Source organism: Rathayibacter sp. AC182 (assembly GCF_979253875.1).
In genome coordinates, this window is sequence record NZ_CEEDEK010000005.1 from 164,970 (window position 1) to 181,135 (window position 16,166).

Below are 16,166 nucleotides of genomic sequence, written 5' to 3' on the forward strand. Positions count from 1 at the left end.
TTCAGAGCGGCCTGCAGGGCCTCGGAGCTCGCTCAGGGCGCCGGCGAAGTCGTCGACGGAGGCCTCGCTCCGCGACGGCGACGACCGCGTCGTCGAGCGTCTGCGCGGTGGCGTCGTCGATCGAGGAGTCGGACGCGGAGCAGCCCGAGAGGACGAGGACCGCGGCCAGGACGGCGGCGGGCCAGGAGCGGCGCGCGATCACGAGCGGATGCTCTCGCGCAGGCGCTGCAGGTGCTCGCCGAGCTCGCCGTCGACGGCGGGGAGCGGCGTCTGCTGGTCGCCGCCGAGCAGCACGACGGCGAGGCCCACGGCGATCGCCACCAGGGCCAGCACCAGCACGAGCAGCCACGGATTGGGTCCGCCCCGGCGCTGCGGGGCGCGGCGGAGCGGACGGCGGCGGTCGCCGGAGGACCTGCGACGGGCGCCGGGGTCGTCCCGTGCCGACGGGCAGCACGGACGTCGCTCCGTCTGCCCCCTCGTGCACCGGGTAGACCGCGGTGGCGTCAGGCGTCGTGCCGATCAGCTCCGTCGTGCCGATCAGCTCGGTGGTGCCGATGACCTCGGTGGTGCCGACCGGCTCGGTGCGCACCGCGGTTGGCGGCACATCGGGCAGGACGATCGCCGTCGGCGGCCCGTCACGGCGGGGGTCGATGAGCTTGCGCGCCGACTCGGCCACCTCGAGCGCGGTCGGGCGCTCGTCGGGCTCGCGCTCGCGTCATCGCACCCAGGAGCCCCGACCAGCCGCTGCCCAGCGACGCCGACACCTCGGGGTCGCGCAGCAGGCGGGCGAGGGTGACCTCGATCGCGGTGCCCGTGAAGGGGCGCTTGCCGGTGAGCGACTCGAGCAGCACGAGTCCGAGGGAGTAGATGTCGCTCGCCGCGGTGAGCGGCTGCCCGTGGGCCTGCTCCGGGCCGAGGTAGGCGGCGGTGCCGATGAGGGTGCCCGGCGAGGTGATGCGGGTCGCGTCGATCAGGTAGGCGATGCCGAAGTCGGCGAGCTTGGGCCGGAACTCGCGGCTCGTGAGCGGGCTCGGCACGAGCAGGACGTTCGACGGCTTCACGTCGCGGTGGACCACTCCGGCGGCGTGCACCGTGTGCAGCGCCTCACCGAGATCGGCGGCCATCGCGGCGACGTCGTTGGGAGCGACCGGGCCGGTGGCGAGGCGCTCGGACAGGCTCGGCCCCTCGGCGAGCTCCATGACCATGTAGGCCTGGCCCCCGGTGTCGTCGCCGCCGTCGTGCGCGTCGTAGAGGGTGACCAGCGCCGGATGGTTGAGAGCCGCGAGCAGCCTGGATCTCGGAGGACTTGCGCGCAGGTCCTGCGCGTCGTCGATGCCGGCCGCGAACATCTTCAGGGCCACCGAGCGGCCGAGGATCTCGTCGCGCGCGCGGTAGACGGTGGCCATGCCGCCGCGGCCGATCAGCTCCTCGATCGTGTACCGGTCGCCGACCGTCGTTCCGACGACACGGGTCTCGCCCGTTCGGTGCGATGCCACGGGGTTCCTCCTCGCGCGGTGGGCGTGCGGCTCTGCCGCGCCCCCGGTGCGACCGTCGTTCCAGGTAGTACGTCGCGCCTGTGGGCCGTAGGGGCCACGGGACGCTGTCAAGCGGGTGCCCCGCCTCCGGGGGCGGACGTAACGTCGAGACCATCCAACGGAGGGAACAGCATGACGCACCACGACGGCCAGGGATCGACGCACGACGACGACCACGGATCGACCCTCGAGGACCAGGGGTCGACCATCGGGAAGCCCGACGGAGCCGCGGCGCCGACGTCGAGCGAGAGCGAGACCATCGAGAAGGACATGACGGAGTCGCCCGGCAGCGAGCGCGAGACCGCGGCGAAGCAGGACAGCGCTCCGGACGAGCGCGACCGAGGTCTCGGGCGAGGCCGAGGTCAGGGCCGTGCCCGGCACCGGCGGACCGGATGACGTCGGAGACGTCGAGGTGCCCCCGGGCGAGGTGCACCTGAACGGCAAGCCGTTTCCGGTCATGCCGAACGGCATGATCTTCGATGCTCGAGGCCTGAGTCCCCGTCCGCTAGAGCTCGACCGGCTCCAGCACCGACGGGTCGTGACGGTCGACCGCAGTGGGAGTTGTTGACCCGCCGGTCGACCGGGTACGCCGTGATCGTCGAGGCCATCGCGACCGAGGCCCGATCGAGGGTCGCGAGCATCTCCTCCGCGGAGCCGAGCGGCTCGGGGCGCAGCCACTCGTCGCGGACGTCGGGGTGAGGAAGACCGGCATCCGGTCGTGCACCTCCCCCGAGGCGTCGCGCGCCTCGCGGGTGATGATCGTGAACGAGACCCGCCACTCGTCCCCCTCCTTGCGCGCCGTGTAGAGGCCGGCCGCCGCCAGGATCGGCTCCTCCCCGTGCAGGAACCACGGCTGCTTGCCGTCGGCGCGCGCCTCCCACTCGTAGTAGCCGCGCATCGGCACGATCGCGCGCTGCTTGGCGAAGGCGCTGCGGAAGAGCCCGTTCGAGGCGACCGACTCGAGCCGCGCGTTGATGGGGGACGGGCCCTTCCCCTCGCCCACGAGGGCGTGAAGCCCCAGGTCGCGAGCTCGACCTCGCGCTGCACCTCGTCGTCGTGCTGGCGCTCGCGCACGATCGGCGCGGAGTCGGTCGGGGCCACGCTGAGATCGGGCGCCCAGTCGGCGGCCCTCCCGCCGGCCGCGACGAACTCCCGGATCAGCTCGTCGGTCGTGGAGTCCATCGCGAATCGTCCGCACATGATGCGAACGCTACGCCGCAGGACCGACGGCGGCCAGGAGCGGGTCGCGGCGGGTGCGGCGGATGGTGGCGACGGCGAGCCCCGCGACCATGACCGCGCCTCCGATCAGCTCGCCGATCGACGGCGCCTCGCCCAGGAGCGCCCACGCCGAGAGCACCCCGATCACGGGCACCAGGAGGGTGAACGGCACGACCGACGCCGCCGGGTAGCGGGCGAGGAGCGAGTTCCAGATGCCGTAGCCGACGAGTGAGGCGAAGACGGCGGTGTAGAGCGTGCTCAGGATCGCGGCGACGGAGAGGCTCGACAGGGCGCTCGCGACGGCCGGCCCCCCGTCGACCACCAGCGAGAGCGCCAGGGCGGGGACGGGGACCACCAGCGCCGACCACACGACGAGCGAGAGTCCGGAGGCGCCCTTCGCCCGGCGGGTCAGCACGTTGCCGATCGCCCACGACAGCGCGGCGGCGAGGGTCACGACGAACGGCAGCCACGGGGCGCTCGCCCCGTGCGAGACCGCCACCACCACGAGCCCCGCGACGCCGACCAGCAGCCCGGCGACCTGGCGGGAGTCGGCCCGCTCGCGCAGCGCGACCGACGCGATCACCACGGTCAGCACGATCTGCGCCTGGAGGACGAGCGAGGCGAGCCCGGCGGGCATCCCGAGGGCGAGCGCGAGGTACAGCAGCGCGAACTGGCCCAGGCTCATGAACAGCCCGATCGCGGCGATCGTGCGCAGCGGCGCGCTCGGCCGGGGCACGAGGAAGACGGCCGGCACGGCGACCACGACGAAGCGCAGCGCGAGGAACAGCAGGGGCGGCGTCGACGAGGCCCACGTCGATCACGACGAAGTTCAGCCCCCAGAGCAGCACGACGAGGAGGGCGAGGAGGGTGTGCCTGCGGGTCATGGCTCCAGACAAGCGCACCCGATTCGACAGCACCACGCAGGTCGCTACCGCCGACCCGGTAGCGTGCGTTCATGATCGAGCCCTCCGCCCTCCGCGCCCTGATCGCCGTGCGCGACTGCGGGACCGTCGCCGCAGCGGCGGAGGCGCTGGGATTCACTCCGTCCGCCGTGTCGCAGCAGCTCAAGCGGCTCGAACGGCAGTCGGGCGGCGCGGTCGCTCAGCGCGCCGGGCGCTCGGTGTTCCTCACCGAGCACGGTCGCTCGCCGGCCGACCGCGGCGAGCGCCTCCTGGCCGAGCTCGAGGCGCTCGAGCACCTGGGGGCCGCGCCCGCCGAGGAGGTGACCGGCACGCTGCGCATCGCCGCGTTCTCGACCGCGATGCGCGGGCTGCTCGTGCCCGCGCTGGCCGTGATCCGCAGGCGCGCGCCCGGACTGCGGATCACGCTCGACGAGCTCGACCCGTGGGAGGCGGCGCAGCGGCTCGAGCGCGGCGCCGCGGATCTCGCGGTTCTGCACGACTGGCCGGCCTCTCGCTCGATCTCCCTCGTCGATCGAGACCGAGACGCTGCTGGAGGACCGGGCCGACGTCCTGATCCACCGGGAGCACCCGCTGGCCTCGAGTCCGGCGCTCGCTCGAGCCGCCTCGCGGACGAGACGTGGGTGAGCATCCCGGCGGGCGCCATCTGCCACGCCTGGCTGCTGCGCACCTTCGCCGGCACCGGCCGCCTGCCCGACATCGCCTACTACGACGAGGACTTCAGCACCCACATCGCACTCGTCGAGGCGGGGGCGGCCGTGGCGCCGTGCCACGCCTCGGCCGCGAGCCGCTGCCGGAGGCGGTGGTCGCCGTCCCCGCCGTGGATCCCGGTCTCGACGCGGGTCGTGTCGGCGGCCTGGCGCCGCTCGAGCCGGGGCAGCCCGGCGCGGACCCTGGTCCTCGAGGCTCTGCGGGACGTGAGGCCCCGAGCAGCCGAGGCCGTGGACTAGGGCCTGTCGAACAGGAGATCACCGTCGCGCACGCGGAGATCCTGTTCACCAGGTCCTAGAGGGCGGCCGCGTGCTCCCGCACCGGCACCCGGCTCTTCGCCGACCAGAACCGCATGAGCGCTCCGGCGAGGATCGAGCCGAGGGCCCCCGCGGCCAGATCGGCGAGCGTGTCCTCGTAGGCCACGAAGATCGACTCGTCGACGAAGCGGTGGCCCGCCCACTCGCCCCCACTCCCACAGCACTCCCGCCGTCGTGCCGAAGCACGCGCAGAGCACGATCGCCGGAGCAAGCGCCCGCGCTCCCCCGCGACGGTCGGCACCACTCCGGCCCGCGCCGCGACGATGTACGCGACCGCGGCCGCCAGCCCGTTCAGGGTGAAGTGCACCACGAGGTCCCACGCCGCCCACGCCTGGTACAGCTCGAGCACGCTGCTCCAGGAGGCGACGAGGAGCGAGACGCCGAACGCCGCGTCGAGCGCGGGCCGGATGCCGAGGAAGCGCGTGAGCACGAGCCCGATCGACGACAGCGCGAACACGGCGACATCGACGAAGCCCCAGCCGATGCCCGCCGCGACGATGCTCGCCGCTCCCAGCATCCGGACGGCGTCGGCGAACCACTCGCCGCGGGTGCGCGGCGGCTGGAGGAACGTGTCGACGAGGACGGCGGCGCTCACGGTGCCGTGAACCGCAGCACGGCCTGGACGGGCTCGTGGTCGGAGGCGGCGGCTCCGTCGTAGCGGACCGCGTTGACGCCCGTCGAGACGACCTCGAAGGCGCCGGCGGTCACCGCGAGCCAGTCGATGCGCCGGCCCGGGCGCGGAGCGCGGTAGTTGGAGTAGGTGCCCCACCCGGGCGTCAGGTGGCGGCCCGCGACGACCCAGGAGTCGGCGAGCCGACCCCGTCCAGCAGCGCCCGATACGGGCGGAGCCGGCATCCGTGTTCGCGTCGCCCATGACGATCGCCGGGCGATCGAGCGCGACGACCCGCTCGGCCAGCAGCCGGGCCGAGTGCAGTCGGGAGTTCCGGCGAGAGGTGGTCGAAGTGGGTCGACACGACGGTCAGCTCGCGGTTCGTCGCGTGGTCGACGAGCTCGGCGATCACCGCCGTGCGCGGGATCCGGTTGCCCCAGCTGCGCGATCCCGCGACGTCCGGGGTGTCGGACAGGGCGATCTGCGACCAGTGGCGCACGGCGAAGCGGCGGCGGTCGACGAAGAGCATCACGCGCTCTCCTCCGCGGTCGGGATCGCGCCCGAAGCCCATGCCCTCGAAGGAGGGGCCGAGCACGTCCTGCACGAACGCCGCCTGGTCGGGCAGCGCCTCCTGCACTCCGAGGATCGACGGGCGCTCGATCTCGAGCAGGCGCCGCACCAGCGGCTGCCGACGATCCCAGAGGTCGATCGCCCGCGAGGTGAGGCGCGGCATCCGCCGACGGATGTTGTAGGTCATCACGTGCAGCTCGGGCGCCTCGGTCGGACCGATCAGGGGCGTCGGGTCGGTCATGCCTCCACACTACGTCCGCCGCCCGGGCCCGAGCCGGAGGCTCGGCGAGGCGTGCGGAGGCGGCCCCGTGCGCCCCTACTGTTCGAGGATGACCCTCTCCCCGCCCTGGCGGACCTGACCAGCGCCTCCTTCGTCTCGCTCACGACCTTCCGGAAGACGGGCGTCGGGGTCCTCGACCCGTGTGGATCGCCCGGGACGGCGACGACCTGATCGTCACCACTCCCCGCACCAGCGGCAAGGTGAAGCGCCTGCGCAACGACCCGCGGGTGACCCTGGTGCCGTGCGACCGCCGCGGCCGCGTGAAGGAGGGGGCCCCGTCGTCGAGGCGAGCGCCCGGATCGTGTCGGACGAGGACACGGTGGAGCGGCTGGGCCGGGTGTTCCTGGGCAAGTACCGGCTCGAGTACCGCGTGTTCATGGTGATCGAGCGCCTCGTCAGCCGCGGCGACCGCACGAGGGTGATGCTGGAGGATCTCCTGAGTCCTACACCCCCGCGCCCGTCACCGGAAGGGCCTCCGGTCCTCACCCGGCGCGCACTACCGTGGGGCGATCGCACGCCGGTGCCCTCGTGCGCCCCTGCGCCGACCGGCGGTCGTCAGAAGGAGCACGTACGAGCATCGGAGCAGGGATCTTCCTCCTCGTCGTCGGCGCGGTCCTGGCCTTCGCCGTGGACGTCCAGCTGGCCGGCGTCGACCTGACGCTGATCGGCTACATCCTCATGGCCGCCGGACTGGTGGGCCTGATCCTGGGCCTGGTCCTGATGACGCGCCGTCGCCAGGCCGTCGCGACCACCCGCTCGGCCGTCGACCCGGCCAGCGGTGAGCAGGTCACCCGTCGCACGAGCGAGACCGGACGGCCCGCTGATCTGATCGGCGGACGTCGGTCCCGACGGGACGACGAGAAGGGCGAGCCGGTATCCGGCCCGCCCCTTCTGCGTCGTGCGAGGTCTACTCGTCGTCGGCGTCGCCGCCCGAGACGGTGTCGGTGTCGCCGCCGCCCTCGGACGTGTCGGTCCCGGTGCCGTCGGGGAGCTCCTCGGTCTTCTCGACGTCCTCGTCGGTGGTGCGGTCGCTGCTCATGCTGCTCTCCCTTCGTCTCGGCGGGGCGCCGAGACCCGCACTCTGCCCCCGGACCGCGTCGAACGGCAGGGGGTAGCGGGCACCGGACCGACGTGTCAGGAGGACTCGGCCGCGCCGAGGTTGCCGGCGATCGTGCGCAGCGTCGCGACGGTGACGGCGTACTCCCGCTCGCCCACTCCGGCGGTGGCGGCTGAGCGTTGCTCGGCGACCACCTCCTCGAGCCGCGCGGTCGCGACTCCGCCCCGCTCGGTGAGCGCGTAGAGCTCGGACTCGACGACGACCCAGCCGCTCTCGAGGAGCTCGGCGAGCTGCTCGGCCGCCGACTCCCCCGCCGGGTCCTCCGCGGTCGGCGCCCGCAGGAACGGGGCGAGGGCGCGGTCGAGCTCGGCCAGCGCCGACGGCCCGCGCTGCAGCTGCTGCAGCAGCTGCCACTGCCTCCGCGTCACGCCGTGCTCCTCGAGGGTGACGGCGAAGCGCTCGTCGACGAGGCGCTCCACCAGGGTCAGCCAGTATCCGATCGGTCGTTGATCAGCCATGGCGTCACGATACGCCGCAGCGGCACGGGAGGCACCTGCTCCGCGGTCAAGGGCCAGCGGGCGCGGGGCGTTCTCCGCTTGACCGGGAGGTCGCCGATCGTCGGCGCGCCCGGGGGAGGTCACATGGCGAACCATCGATTCGAGCTGCGGTCGGGTCGCGGCACGGAGTCCTCGGCGGTGGGCGATCCGGTCGCCGATCGTCTGGTCGTGCTCTGCCACCCGACGCCGGGAGCGGGCGCTCGACCCCGATCCCCTCGTCACGGGGCCCTGGGGCCTGCACCTGATGATCCTCGACCGCCCGGGCTACGGCGCCTCCGACCCCGTCGATCCGCGGCACGCCCGCGTGCAGGACCGGGCCGACGATTCGCCGAGTACCTCCGCCGCTCCGAGCGGACCGCGCGGACCATCGACGGAGCCGAGTTCGGCAGCGTCGGCGTGGTGGGCTGAGGGCTCAGGCGTCTCCGCCCTCTCCGCGGCGCGGCACCCCGATCTGGTCGACCGCCTCGCGATCGTCGGAGCACTCCCGCGCCGCCCCAGGCCGGGGTGCTCGGGCAGCCGACCACGGCCTGGGAGCGCCGCGACGTGCTGCTCGGCGAGGGGCCGGGACCCTGGCGGGGACCCTGCCCGAGGGCACGCCGGATCTGACCGCGCTCGGCGTCGATCCCGAGGATCCGGTGCTCGCCGGCACGCGCGGACTGCGCAACCGGCTCGAGCGGATGCTCGGCGAGGGCTGGCGCCAGGGCCCGCTGGGAGCCGCGACCGATCTCGCCGCGCTCCGCGACGGGAGCTGGGCCGACGAGCTCGACGCGGTCACCGCGTCGGTGCTGATCGTGAACGGCGAGCACGACCCGGTCGCGGGGACCGAGGACGGGCGCTGGTTCCGCGGGCGCCTCGCCGACGCGCGCACCGCGAGCGTGGCCGGCACGGGCCGTCTCGCCCTGGTGCGCGAGTGGCGCCGGATCCTCGACCATGTCGCTCCAGCTCGAGCGCGGGGCGCAGGGACGGTGAGGCGGCGCGCCGCACGACTCGGCGCCGGACCGCGCGTCCTCGCGTCGGCCCTGGCGGTGTCCGGGGTCGTGCACCTCGCGCATCCGCAGACCTTCGACGCCGTCGTGCCGCGCGGGATGCCGGGGTCGGCCCGCGCCTGGGTGCTCGTCTCGGCGTCGCGGAGCTCGCGTGCGCCGCGTCGATGCTGCGGCCCTCCACACGGAGGATCGGCGGCCTCGCCTCGGCCGCGCTGATGGCGGCCGTGTTCCCCGGCAACGTGCAGATGGCACGGGACGCGCGGCGTCCGCGAACCCGGACGATCACCTCCTGCGCCTGCCGCTGCAGGTCCCGCTGGTGCTCTGGGGCCTCGAGGCCGCCCGCTCGCGAGGGTGAGGACGGCCCGGCGCAAGCCGCGCGCGTTCAGCATCCGCCCTGCTAGCTTCCGGGGATGAGCGACCAGACGGCGGACGATCGCCGAGACCAGCTGACCGGCGCCCCGCAGGCGTCCGAGGCGGATGCCGCACCGCGCATCGACGTCTCGACGACCGAGGCGGGCGACACCCGCATCGACATCCGCGAGGACGCCGCCGTGCGCCTGGGGCGCGTCGAGGACGACGAGGACGGCCTCGATGACTGAGCAGCGACGCGCCGCACTGATCTACAACCCCGTCAAGGTCGACCTGGAGCCGCTGAAGGCCGCGGTGACGCGCGCCGGCGAGGCCGGCTGGGACGGGACCCTGTGGCTGGAGACCTCCGTGGAGGATCCGGAGCCGGGCAGACGCGCGAGGCGCTCGATGCCGGGGTCGACATGGTGATCGCGGCGGGAGGCGATGGCACGGTCCGCGTCGTCGCCGAGGCGCTGCACGGCTCGGGCATCCCGCTGGGCCTGCTGCCCTCGGGCACCGGCAACCTGCTCGCCCGGAACCTGAACCTCACCCTCGACGACGTCGACAACGCACTGACCGTCGCCTTCTCGGGCACCGACCGCCCGATCGACATCGGCATGATCGACATCGAGACCGGCGAGGGCCGCGCCCGCCAGCGCCTACGTCGTCATGGCCGGCCTCGGCATCGACGCGAAGATGCTGGCCAACACCGACGACGACCTCAAGAAGCGCGCCGGCTGGCTCGCCTACGTCGACGCCCTGCGGAAGGCCCTGCTGGACAAGAACCAGCTCGAGTTCCGCTACCGGCTCGACGGGCAGAAGGCCCGCAAGGTGCGCGCGCACACGATCATCGTGCAACTGCGGCGCCCTGCCCGCCAACATCCTCCTGCTGCCGGACGCGGCCGTGGACGACGGCGAGTTCGACATCGTGCTGCTGCGCCCCGAGGGGTTCTTCGGCTGGGTGCAGATCATCTTCAAGGTGGTGTGGGAGAACGGCGTGCTGCGCCGCACCGGCGTCGTCGGGCAGAAGCTCATGGGCCTGACCAAGGAGGTCGCGGCCCTGCGGTACGTGAAGGGCAAGGAGCTGATCGTGCGCCTGGACAAGGCGCAGGAGATCGAGCTCGACGGCGACCCCTTCGGCTCGACCTCGGCGTTCCGCACGTGGATCGAGCCCGGCGGGCTCACCGTCCGGGTGCCCGCGTAGGTCTCTCCCGCGCGCTCGCAGGCCGTCCACCCCTCCGGGTGGGCGGCCTGCGTCGTCACGGGGCGGCGTCAGCCGATCGAGCCGTCGCCCGTCCGGGTCGCGGCGTCGGCGTTCGGGGCCGAGACGGTTCCGGTCAGGACCGTCGGCGCCGAGAAGTGCGCGGAGACGGAGTAGCGGAGCTGCGCAGCGGAGTGGCCGGGCCCAGGGCCCGGTCGCCCGCCCACCGGAAGACGAGGTCCACGGCCCCGCTCGCGTCGACGGTGCGCGACGAAGGCCCAGCCCGCTCCGGAGACGCTGACGGCGGTCGACTCGAGCGTCGCCGTCGAGGGGTAGCGCACGACGACGCTCAGCTCGTGGACCGGCGCTCCGACTCGGCGCCGTGCGCCCAGCAGTTCTGGATCTGGACGATCGTCTCGGCGCCCGTGACGCCCGTGGCGCCCCACGTCCCCCAGCCCGAGAGGGTGTCGAACGAGAGGGTGGAGTCGGAGGTGCGCGGGGCGGGCGCGGGCTGGGACGCCGACGCCGCCGGCGCCGCGAGGGCGATCGCGACGACCGGCGCGCTCCAGGCGGCGGCGGTCACGAGCGAGCGGCGGTCGAGGGACGGGGCGCTCGAGAGCGCGCGGGAAGTGCTCTGGAGCGCGCGAGGACGCTCCGGAGTCACCCCCGAGGGGGTGCGGGACATGCGGGTACTCCAGGAGGGGGGTGTTCCGGGGGACGGGTGCTGCGCCGCGGAGCGGTCGGGAGCTTCGGGTTCCTGGCCGCGGGCCGCGAGACGTCTCGGGCCTCTCGCGGCGAGGCGCTGTGCCCGACGCGGGCGGGGATTCGGGTTCCCGCCCGCGGGAGGCCGTTCAGCGGGCGCGGTTGCAGCAGCGGCTTCGGGTGCCGCACCCCATGCGCCTGCATGGACGTGCCGACCCTAGTGCGCGATCCGTCGCGTTGGCAATGGAATGACGTCGAAGACGGCCGCATTCGCTCCGGAACTGGTAATTTTCCCGCGCTTCTCGTTCCGGGAGCGACGGAATCCGAAGACCGCGGCGCAGAGCTCCGCCCACGACCGGGTCGGCCGGCGACGGCCGGATCACCGCCTCCCGAGGCCGGCCGCGAGGCCGTCGGGCCCGGCGTCAAGCCACCGCGGGGTGGACGCCGCGTCCCGTACCTTTCCCCCATGGGCTTCTTCGACCGCCGCCACCCCGCGCCCCCCGCTCCCGCACCCGCCTCCGCTCCCGCTCCCGCACCCGCCCGCCCCGAGCCGCGGCGCACGGTCTGGACCGACGGCCTCGGCCGCTTCGCGCTGCGCTGCCTCCAGGTGATCGTGATCCTCGCTCTCGCGTCGGTCCTGGTCTTCGCCATGACGCAGCTCACCCTGGTGCTGATCCCGGTGATGATCGCGATCATCCTGGCCTCGGCGATCCACCCGCTGCTGTCGTGGCTGCGGAAGAAGGGCGTGCCCTCGATCCTCGCGACGTGGCTGTCCCTCCTGGGCCTGCTGGCGGTCCTGGGCGCCGTGGGCTGGCTCATCACGGTCGCCGTCCGCAACCAGTGGGACGACCTGGTCAGCCGCGCCTCCGACGGCATCGCCTCGCCCAGGACTACGTGCAGCACTCGCCGTTCCAGATCGACGAGCAGCAGATCGAAGACGCCCGCACGACGGTCGTCGACTTCCTCACGTCGAGCAGCTTCGGCTCCGGCGCGCTCGCGGGAGCCGCGGCCGCCGCGAACTTCGTCACCGGCCTCGTGCTGATGATCGTCGTGCTCTTCTTCTTCATGAAGGACGGCCCGAAGATCTGGGAGTTCCTCCTGCGCCCCTTCGTCGGCGAGAGGCTACGACCGCGCCAAGCGCGTCGGCACCAAGGCGGTCGACGTGCTGGGCGACTACGTGCGCGGCACCGCGACCGTCGCGGCCGTCGACGCGATCGGCATCGGGATCGCGCTGGCGATCATCGGCGTCCCGCTGGCGATCCCGCTCGCGGTGATCGTGTTCCTCACCGCCTTCATCCCGATCGTGGGAGCGACCGCCGCCGGCATCCTCGCGGCCCTCGTCGCACTGGTGGCCAACGGCCCGATCCCCGCGCTGATCGTGATCCTGGTCGTCATCGCCGTCAACCAGCTCGAGGGCAACTTCCTCCAGCCGGTGCTGATGGCCCGCTCGCTGAAGCTGCACCCGCTGATCGTGCTCGTCGCCCTCACCATCGGCACCGTGCTCGCGGGCATCGTCGGCGCCGTGCTGTGGCCGTGCCGATCGCCGCGGTGGTCTGGGGAGTGATCTCGGTGTGGAACGGTGCGGAACCGGCCCGCGGAGCCCGCGCGGCAGAAGCGGCCCGAGACGGTCTAGGTGCGGGGGGCTCCGGACAGCCGGAGCCCCCGCTCAGCGGCGGACGATGATGCCGTCGCGCAGCGCCTGGCGCCGCAGGGCGATGCGGCCGCCGACCTCCACCCCCGCCTCGCGGTACTTCGCGCGGGCGCTGCGCAGGCAGCTGCGCGCGGCGTCCTGCGTGATGCGCAGCTCCGCCGCCAGCTGCTTGAGCGGCAGGCCCTCGGCGAAGAGGCCGACGACGAGTCGCTCCCTGAGCGGTCAGCGTGTCGGCGGCCGATCCCCCGAGGAGGCCGCGCGTGGGCCCGGTGAGGAACACGGCGCCGCTCGCGACGGTGCGGATCGCCTCGATGATGACCTCGGTCGGCTCGCTCTTGACGAGGTAGCCGCGCGCTCCGGCCTCGAGCGCCCGCTCGATCGTCGCCGGCTGGGCGTGGGTGCTGATGATGACCACGGCCGAGCCCGCGGCGGTGAGCGTCGCGGATCTTCATCGCCAGGTCGAGGTCGTCGCCGAGGTCGATGTCCAGGAGCACCACGTCGCTCGGGAACGCGGGATCGGCGAGCAGGCCGACCCAGCTCGACGCCGTCGCGACCACGCGGACGGGCGCACCCGAGCAGCGCGATCCACTCCGCGAGGGCGCGGAGGAGGATCGGGTGGTCGTCGAGAATGGCGAGCGAGATCGTCCGCCCCTCGGTCGCCGGCGATCGGCCGCTGGCAGTGCTCACGGGGTCCTCCTCGATTCGGGAGCGCTCTCGGGGACGTGCTCGATCAGCACGCGGGTGCCCGCTCCGCTGCTCTGCACGCGCGGAGCCCCCAGCTCGCCCAGGATGCCCCAGACGGCCGGGTCGAGGTCGCGGGAGCGCCGGCCCGCGACCTCGAGGGAGATCGCGATCGATCCGCGGCCCGTCGGAGCGGCGGCGAGGGCCGCCTCGACACCCGGGCGGGCGGCGGAGCCGGGTGCGGCGAGCAGCCACAGCGCCGAGAGCAGCCGCGCGCGGTCGGGCGGCAGCAGGTGCGCGGCGAGTCCGTCGGGATCGGTCAGGACCACCGCTCCCGACAGGTGGGCCGACTCGTCGACGGCGATGCGGAGCCAGGTGCGATCGTGGCTGCGGGCGAGCGCGCTGCGCAGCTCGTCTCCGAGCGCCCGGCCCCTCTCCCCCGTCTCCGCGTCCAGTGGAGCGGCAGCGCTGCGCGCGAGCCGCTCGAGCAGCTCCTCGATCCGGGCGTCGATCCGCGAGAGCTCGGACGCCGCGAGGCTGCCCGGACCCGTGCCCGGCCCGTCGATCGTGCTGTCGGAGATCGTGCGGTCGAGCCGGTGGCGCACGTGCTCGTCGACCGTCGCGAGGATGACCGCGCAGAACGCGGTCGGCACGAGCGCCAGCAGGAGGATCGTCGTGCCGATCCCGAGCCCGCCGGGAACACCGCCGCTCTCCGCCAGGAGCGTCACCGCGCTCACCGCGGCGAGCAGGCCGAGCGCCGTGCAGGTGCGCCGGAGCGGGTGGAAGGGCATCAGCCCCAGCAGGGTCGCGCCGACGCCCACGCAGACGGTCGGGTAGTAGACGCCCCCGGAGGAGGGGAGCGCGGAGTCGAGGATCTCGAGCGCCAGCGCCGCCGCGTCGACCACCAGGACGAGGACGAGCACGGGCGACGGGAGCTCCCCCCGCCGCAGCAGCGCGGTCATCGCCCCGGCGGCGAAGGCGAGCACCACCACCACCCAGGCGGCGCCCGTCAGCCAGCCGGAGGAGCCGGCGTCGAGCGCCCAGGCGTAGGAGAACACCTCCGCGGACCATCACGAGCACCGGCGACCGTGAGGAAGCCGAGGCCGAGGTAGCTCGCGGTCAGCTGGCGGGTGCGGCGGATCCGGAAGCGCACGGACTGCAGGGAGCGGGGCCCGGCCTCGGCCGCGCGGACGAGGGCGAGCAGCGTCCCGGACGTCGCGTCCCGCGGCTCGGGCGCGCTCATCGCGGCACGCTCATCAGGACGGTCGTGCCGGCACCCGGCGCCGAGAAGACCCTCGCGGCTCCGCCGACCGACCTCGAGGCGTCCGCGCACCGATTCCACGAGCCCGAGGCGGTCGACGGGGACGGCGGCGGGATCGAAGCCCGCACCGGCGTCCGAGACGGCGACGCGGACGCCGCCCGCGCCGTGCTCGACGGTGACGTCGACCGCGCGCACCCCGGAGTGCCTCCGCATCGCTCCGAGGCACTCGCCGGTCGCGCCGACCAGCGCCGCGAGCGCGTCCGGGGCGACGTCGCCCCGGCCGAGGTGCCACGAGATCTCCAGGCCCAGCGCGCGGAAGCGGCGGTCGACGGCGGCGAACTCGTCGGGGAGCTCGGCGCAGGAGCCGGGGCGCTCGGCGGAGACCGGCCCGTCGAGCGCCCGCAGCAGCTCGAGGTCGGCGGCAGCGCCTCGCGCAGCGTCGCGGCGGGCACCCTCGCCGCGGTGCGCGACGAGGGTCAGGGTCGCCAGGATCGTGTCGTGCAGGAGGCGCGCGTCGTGGCGGCGGCGCGCCTCGTCCTCGCTCGATCGCCGCTCGGCGGCGTGCGCCGTGAGGAGCCGCCGGGTGCCGTCGTCGGCGCGCGCGACGCTCGCGGCGACCCACCGCGCGATGCCGAAGGCCCCGGCCCAACTCGATGACGACCGCGAGGCCCACGAAGAACGTGCGCCCCGACGGCGCGGTGGCCGTCGTGCTCAGCGCGAGGACCGGCAGCAGCGCCGCGCCCGCGACCAGGGGCAGGCGGCGGGAGGCGCCGATCGCGAGGAGCGGGGTCGCCAGCGCCATCGACGCCAGCATCGTGACGGAGCCCAGGACGGCCGGCAGCCGGGCGTCGACGTCCGACACGGCGAAGAGCGCGAGAGCGGTCAGGCCGAGGACCGCCGCGACGACGATCGGCGCGGCGCTCGTGGACGGACGGCCGCGGCGCCACGACAGCACGACGACGGTCGCCGCGGCCAGGAGCGCCAGGACCGGCAGCGTGCGGACGAGGTCGGCCGGAGCGAGAGCGACGAGGTGCAGTGCCGACGCCCCGGTGAAGAGCGCGGAGCCGCGGCGGGCGCAGCGACGGCCGATCTCGTCCTGCTCGCGGCGCAGCTCCGTGCGCTCCGGGGCGGAGGAGGAGCCGGGGTCGTCGAGGGGAGCATCGCGGTCGGGCCTCGCGCGGGCGGGCCCCGGCCTCGAGGGGCGCGAGAACGGGAGGGGCGGATGGGGCGCGGCGCCGAGGAGGCGGCGCCGATGACCTGAATGGTGCCACACGACGGGTCGGCCCCGACGTCCGCTCGGCCGCCGAGCGACGGATCGCGCAGCGTTTCCCGCGCCGCTGTCGCGCTCGGGGCGTCCGATCCCGTAGGCTGGAGACATCTCCCGGGCGATCGCCCGAATTCCACGGCTGAGAAGTCGCCACCACCAGCACGCACTCGCTGGAGACGACGAAGAGACTCAGCCCCTGATAGAGACCGCACTGCTCTCACCGGCAGCACGGATCGACGGCATCGACCTCGATCCAGCGGTTCGAACGCCCGCCTCGCCGGCGGGTACCGCCCT

The 16,166-nt window shown here is 74.1% G+C and carries 26 protein-coding genes and 3 pseudogenes; 15 read left to right on the forward strand and 14 right to left on the reverse strand.

Annotated elements, in window-relative coordinates:
- Position 1 precedes the first annotated feature (1 nt).
- Together AC0CII_RS10920 and AC0CII_RS10925 are read right to left on the reverse strand one after the other, a co-directional pair.
- The gene (locus AC0CII_RS10920; RefSeq protein WP_465229423.1) at positions 2–676 is read right to left on the reverse strand and encodes a hypothetical protein; all 675 of its coding nucleotides are present in this window, start codon (positions 674–676) and stop codon (positions 2–4) included.
- Positions 636–1,496, reverse strand: coding sequence for a serine/threonine-protein kinase (locus AC0CII_RS10925; protein WP_465229424.1), 861 nt, complete (start codon positions 1,494–1,496; stop codon positions 636–638). The genes AC0CII_RS10920 and AC0CII_RS10925 overlap by 41 nt, the downstream gene beginning before the upstream one ends.
- Positions 1,497–1,667: 171 nt before the next feature.
- On the opposite strand from AC0CII_RS10925, the gene AC0CII_RS10930 reads away from it, so the two are divergent.
- Complete coding sequence (locus AC0CII_RS10930) at positions 1,668–1,931, forward strand: hypothetical protein (RefSeq protein ID WP_465229425.1); 264 nt, start codon at positions 1,668–1,670, stop codon at positions 1,929–1,931.
- A gap of 109 nt (positions 1,932–2,040) precedes the next feature.
- On the opposite strand, the pseudogene AC0CII_RS10935 reads toward AC0CII_RS10930, so the two are convergent.
- Together AC0CII_RS10935 and AC0CII_RS10940 are read right to left on the reverse strand one after the other, a co-directional pair.
- Positions 2,041–2,735, reverse strand: a pseudogene (locus tag AC0CII_RS10935) (SOS response-associated peptidase).
- Between the two features lie 10 nt (positions 2,736–2,745).
- Positions 2,746–3,637: pseudogene (locus tag AC0CII_RS10940) on the reverse strand (EamA family transporter).
- Positions 3,638–3,708: 71 nt separating this feature from the next.
- On the opposite strand from AC0CII_RS10940, the gene AC0CII_RS10945 reads away from it, so the two are divergent.
- On the forward strand, positions 3,709–4,623 hold the full coding sequence (locus tag AC0CII_RS10945; protein WP_465229426.1) for a LysR family transcriptional regulator: 915 nt from the start codon (positions 3,709–3,711) through the stop codon (positions 4,621–4,623).
- 55 nt (positions 4,624–4,678) lie between these two features.
- On the opposite strand, the gene AC0CII_RS10950 is transcribed toward AC0CII_RS10945, so the two are convergent.
- The 3 genes from AC0CII_RS10950 to AC0CII_RS10960 are packed head-to-tail and all read right to left on the reverse strand — an operon-like array spanning position 4,679 to position 6,122.
- Entirely contained in the window at positions 4,679–5,296 is a 618-nt protein-coding gene (locus AC0CII_RS10950) for a hypothetical protein (protein WP_465229427.1), read from the reverse strand.
- A complete protein-coding gene (locus AC0CII_RS10955; RefSeq protein WP_465229428.1) occupies positions 5,293–5,556 on the reverse strand; it encodes a hypothetical protein in 264 nt (87 codons plus the stop codon). Before AC0CII_RS10955 ends, AC0CII_RS10950 begins: the two co-directional genes overlap by 4 nt.
- Positions 5,478–6,122, reverse strand: coding sequence for an exonuclease/endonuclease/phosphatase family protein (locus AC0CII_RS10960; RefSeq protein ID WP_465229429.1), 645 nt, complete (start codon positions 6,120–6,122; stop codon positions 5,478–5,480). Before AC0CII_RS10960 ends, AC0CII_RS10955 begins: the two co-directional genes overlap by 79 nt.
- A 179-nt stretch (positions 6,123–6,301) precedes the next feature.
- Between AC0CII_RS10960 and AC0CII_RS10965 the strand changes: the two genes are divergently transcribed.
- The 3 genes and pseudogenes from AC0CII_RS10965 to AC0CII_RS10975 form a co-directional block, all read left to right on the forward strand.
- Positions 6,302–6,544 (forward strand): hypothetical protein, encoded by a 243-nt coding sequence (locus tag AC0CII_RS10965; protein ID WP_465229430.1) that lies wholly within the window; start codon positions 6,302–6,304, stop codon positions 6,542–6,544.
- Positions 6,481–6,819: a hypothetical protein gene (locus tag AC0CII_RS10970; RefSeq protein WP_465231092.1), complete on the forward strand. Its 339-nt coding sequence runs from the start codon at positions 6,481–6,483 to the stop codon at positions 6,817–6,819. The genes AC0CII_RS10965 and AC0CII_RS10970 overlap by 64 nt, the downstream gene beginning before the upstream one ends.
- Positions 6,789–6,863 (forward strand): annotated as a pseudogene (locus AC0CII_RS10975) (DUF6458 family protein); the annotation flags it as partial. The gene AC0CII_RS10970 and the pseudogene AC0CII_RS10975, both read left to right, overlap by 31 nt.
- 205 nt (positions 6,864–7,068) lie before the next feature.
- On the opposite strand, the gene AC0CII_RS10980 reads toward AC0CII_RS10975, so the two are convergent.
- Both AC0CII_RS10980 and AC0CII_RS10985 read right to left on the reverse strand, forming a co-directional pair.
- A complete protein-coding gene (locus AC0CII_RS10980) occupies positions 7,069–7,200 on the reverse strand; it encodes a hypothetical protein (protein ID WP_278250006.1) in 132 nt (43 codons plus the stop codon).
- 95 nt (positions 7,201–7,295) lie between these two features.
- Positions 7,296–7,736, reverse strand: coding sequence for a MarR family winged helix-turn-helix transcriptional regulator (locus AC0CII_RS10985; RefSeq protein WP_465227721.1), 441 nt, complete (start codon positions 7,734–7,736; stop codon positions 7,296–7,298).
- A 123-nt stretch (positions 7,737–7,859) separates the two neighbouring features.
- Here AC0CII_RS10985 and AC0CII_RS10990 point away from each other — a divergent pair, with 123 nt between their 5' ends.
- The 6 genes from AC0CII_RS10990 to AC0CII_RS11015 all read left to right on the forward strand — a co-directional run bounded on the left by AC0CII_RS10990 (position 7,860) and on the right by AC0CII_RS11015 (position 10,313).
- Positions 7,860–8,183, forward strand: coding sequence for a hypothetical protein (locus AC0CII_RS10990; RefSeq protein ID WP_465229431.1), 324 nt, complete (start codon positions 7,860–7,862; stop codon positions 8,181–8,183).
- A gap of 227 nt (positions 8,184–8,410) precedes the next feature.
- Complete coding sequence (locus AC0CII_RS10995; protein WP_465229432.1) at positions 8,411–8,977, forward strand: alpha/beta fold hydrolase; 567 nt, start codon at positions 8,411–8,413, stop codon at positions 8,975–8,977.
- 194 nt (positions 8,978–9,171) lie between these two features.
- Positions 9,172–9,360, forward strand: a complete 189-nt coding sequence (locus tag AC0CII_RS11000; protein WP_465229433.1) for a multidrug transporter — start codon at positions 9,172–9,174, stop codon at positions 9,358–9,360.
- Positions 9,353–9,538: a hypothetical protein gene (locus tag AC0CII_RS11005; protein WP_465229434.1), complete on the forward strand. Its 186-nt coding sequence runs from the start codon at positions 9,353–9,355 to the stop codon at positions 9,536–9,538. The genes AC0CII_RS11000 and AC0CII_RS11005 overlap by 8 nt, the downstream gene beginning before the upstream one ends.
- Positions 9,532–10,152: a diacylglycerol/lipid kinase family protein gene (locus tag AC0CII_RS11010; RefSeq protein ID WP_465229435.1), complete on the forward strand. Its 621-nt coding sequence runs from the start codon at positions 9,532–9,534 to the stop codon at positions 10,150–10,152. The genes AC0CII_RS11005 and AC0CII_RS11010 overlap by 7 nt, the downstream gene beginning before the upstream one ends.
- Complete coding sequence (locus AC0CII_RS11015; RefSeq protein ID WP_465229436.1) at positions 10,107–10,313, forward strand: hypothetical protein; 207 nt, start codon at positions 10,107–10,109, stop codon at positions 10,311–10,313. The genes AC0CII_RS11010 and AC0CII_RS11015 overlap by 46 nt, the downstream gene beginning before the upstream one ends.
- A gap of 68 nt (positions 10,314–10,381) precedes the next feature.
- On the opposite strand, the gene AC0CII_RS11020 is transcribed toward AC0CII_RS11015, so the two are convergent.
- Positions 10,382–10,651, reverse strand: coding sequence for a hypothetical protein (locus AC0CII_RS11020; protein ID WP_465229437.1), 270 nt, complete (start codon positions 10,649–10,651; stop codon positions 10,382–10,384).
- An 8-nt stretch (positions 10,652–10,659) separates the two neighbouring features.
- A complete protein-coding gene (locus AC0CII_RS11025; RefSeq protein WP_465229438.1) occupies positions 10,660–10,995 on the reverse strand; it encodes a hypothetical protein in 336 nt (111 codons plus the stop codon).
- Between the two features lie 483 nt (positions 10,996–11,478).
- Here AC0CII_RS11025 and AC0CII_RS11030 point away from each other — a divergent pair, with 483 nt between their 5' ends.
- Together AC0CII_RS11030 and AC0CII_RS11035 are read left to right on the forward strand one after the other, a co-directional pair.
- Positions 11,479–12,054 carry an AI-2E family transporter gene (locus tag AC0CII_RS11030; protein WP_465229439.1) on the forward strand — a complete coding sequence of 192 codons (576 nt, stop codon included), beginning with the start codon at positions 11,479–11,481 and terminating at the stop codon, positions 12,052–12,054.
- Between the two features lie 120 nt (positions 12,055–12,174).
- Positions 12,175–12,576, forward strand: a complete 402-nt coding sequence (locus AC0CII_RS11035; protein WP_465229440.1) for an AI-2E family transporter — start codon at positions 12,175–12,177, stop codon at positions 12,574–12,576.
- 309 nt (positions 12,577–12,885) lie between these two features.
- Here AC0CII_RS11035 and AC0CII_RS11040 read toward each other — a convergent pair whose 3' ends face one another.
- Genes AC0CII_RS11040 through AC0CII_RS11050 form a run of 3 tightly spaced genes read right to left on the reverse strand, consistent with a single transcriptional unit; the run spans position 12,886 to position 14,800 of the window.
- Positions 12,886–13,350: a hypothetical protein gene (locus tag AC0CII_RS11040; RefSeq protein ID WP_465229441.1), complete on the reverse strand. Its 465-nt coding sequence runs from the start codon at positions 13,348–13,350 to the stop codon at positions 12,886–12,888.
- Positions 13,347–14,402: a hypothetical protein gene (locus AC0CII_RS11045; protein ID WP_465229442.1), complete on the reverse strand. Its 1,056-nt coding sequence runs from the start codon at positions 14,400–14,402 to the stop codon at positions 13,347–13,349. The genes AC0CII_RS11040 and AC0CII_RS11045 overlap by 4 nt, the downstream gene beginning before the upstream one ends.
- Complete coding sequence (locus AC0CII_RS11050) at positions 14,354–14,800, reverse strand: hypothetical protein (RefSeq protein ID WP_465229443.1); 447 nt, start codon at positions 14,798–14,800, stop codon at positions 14,354–14,356. Before AC0CII_RS11050 ends, AC0CII_RS11045 begins: the two co-directional genes overlap by 49 nt.
- Between AC0CII_RS11050 and AC0CII_RS11055 the strand changes: the two genes are divergently transcribed.
- Together AC0CII_RS11055 and AC0CII_RS11060 are read left to right on the forward strand one after the other, a co-directional pair.
- Positions 14,771–15,262 (forward strand): hypothetical protein, encoded by a 492-nt coding sequence (locus AC0CII_RS11055; protein ID WP_465229444.1) that lies wholly within the window; start codon positions 14,771–14,773, stop codon positions 15,260–15,262. The two genes, AC0CII_RS11050 and AC0CII_RS11055, sit on opposite strands and share 30 nt — an antisense overlap.
- Positions 15,234–15,866: a hypothetical protein gene (locus AC0CII_RS11060; protein WP_465229445.1), complete on the forward strand. Its 633-nt coding sequence runs from the start codon at positions 15,234–15,236 to the stop codon at positions 15,864–15,866. The genes AC0CII_RS11055 and AC0CII_RS11060 overlap by 29 nt, the downstream gene beginning before the upstream one ends.
- Positions 15,867–16,166 lie beyond the last annotated feature (300 nt).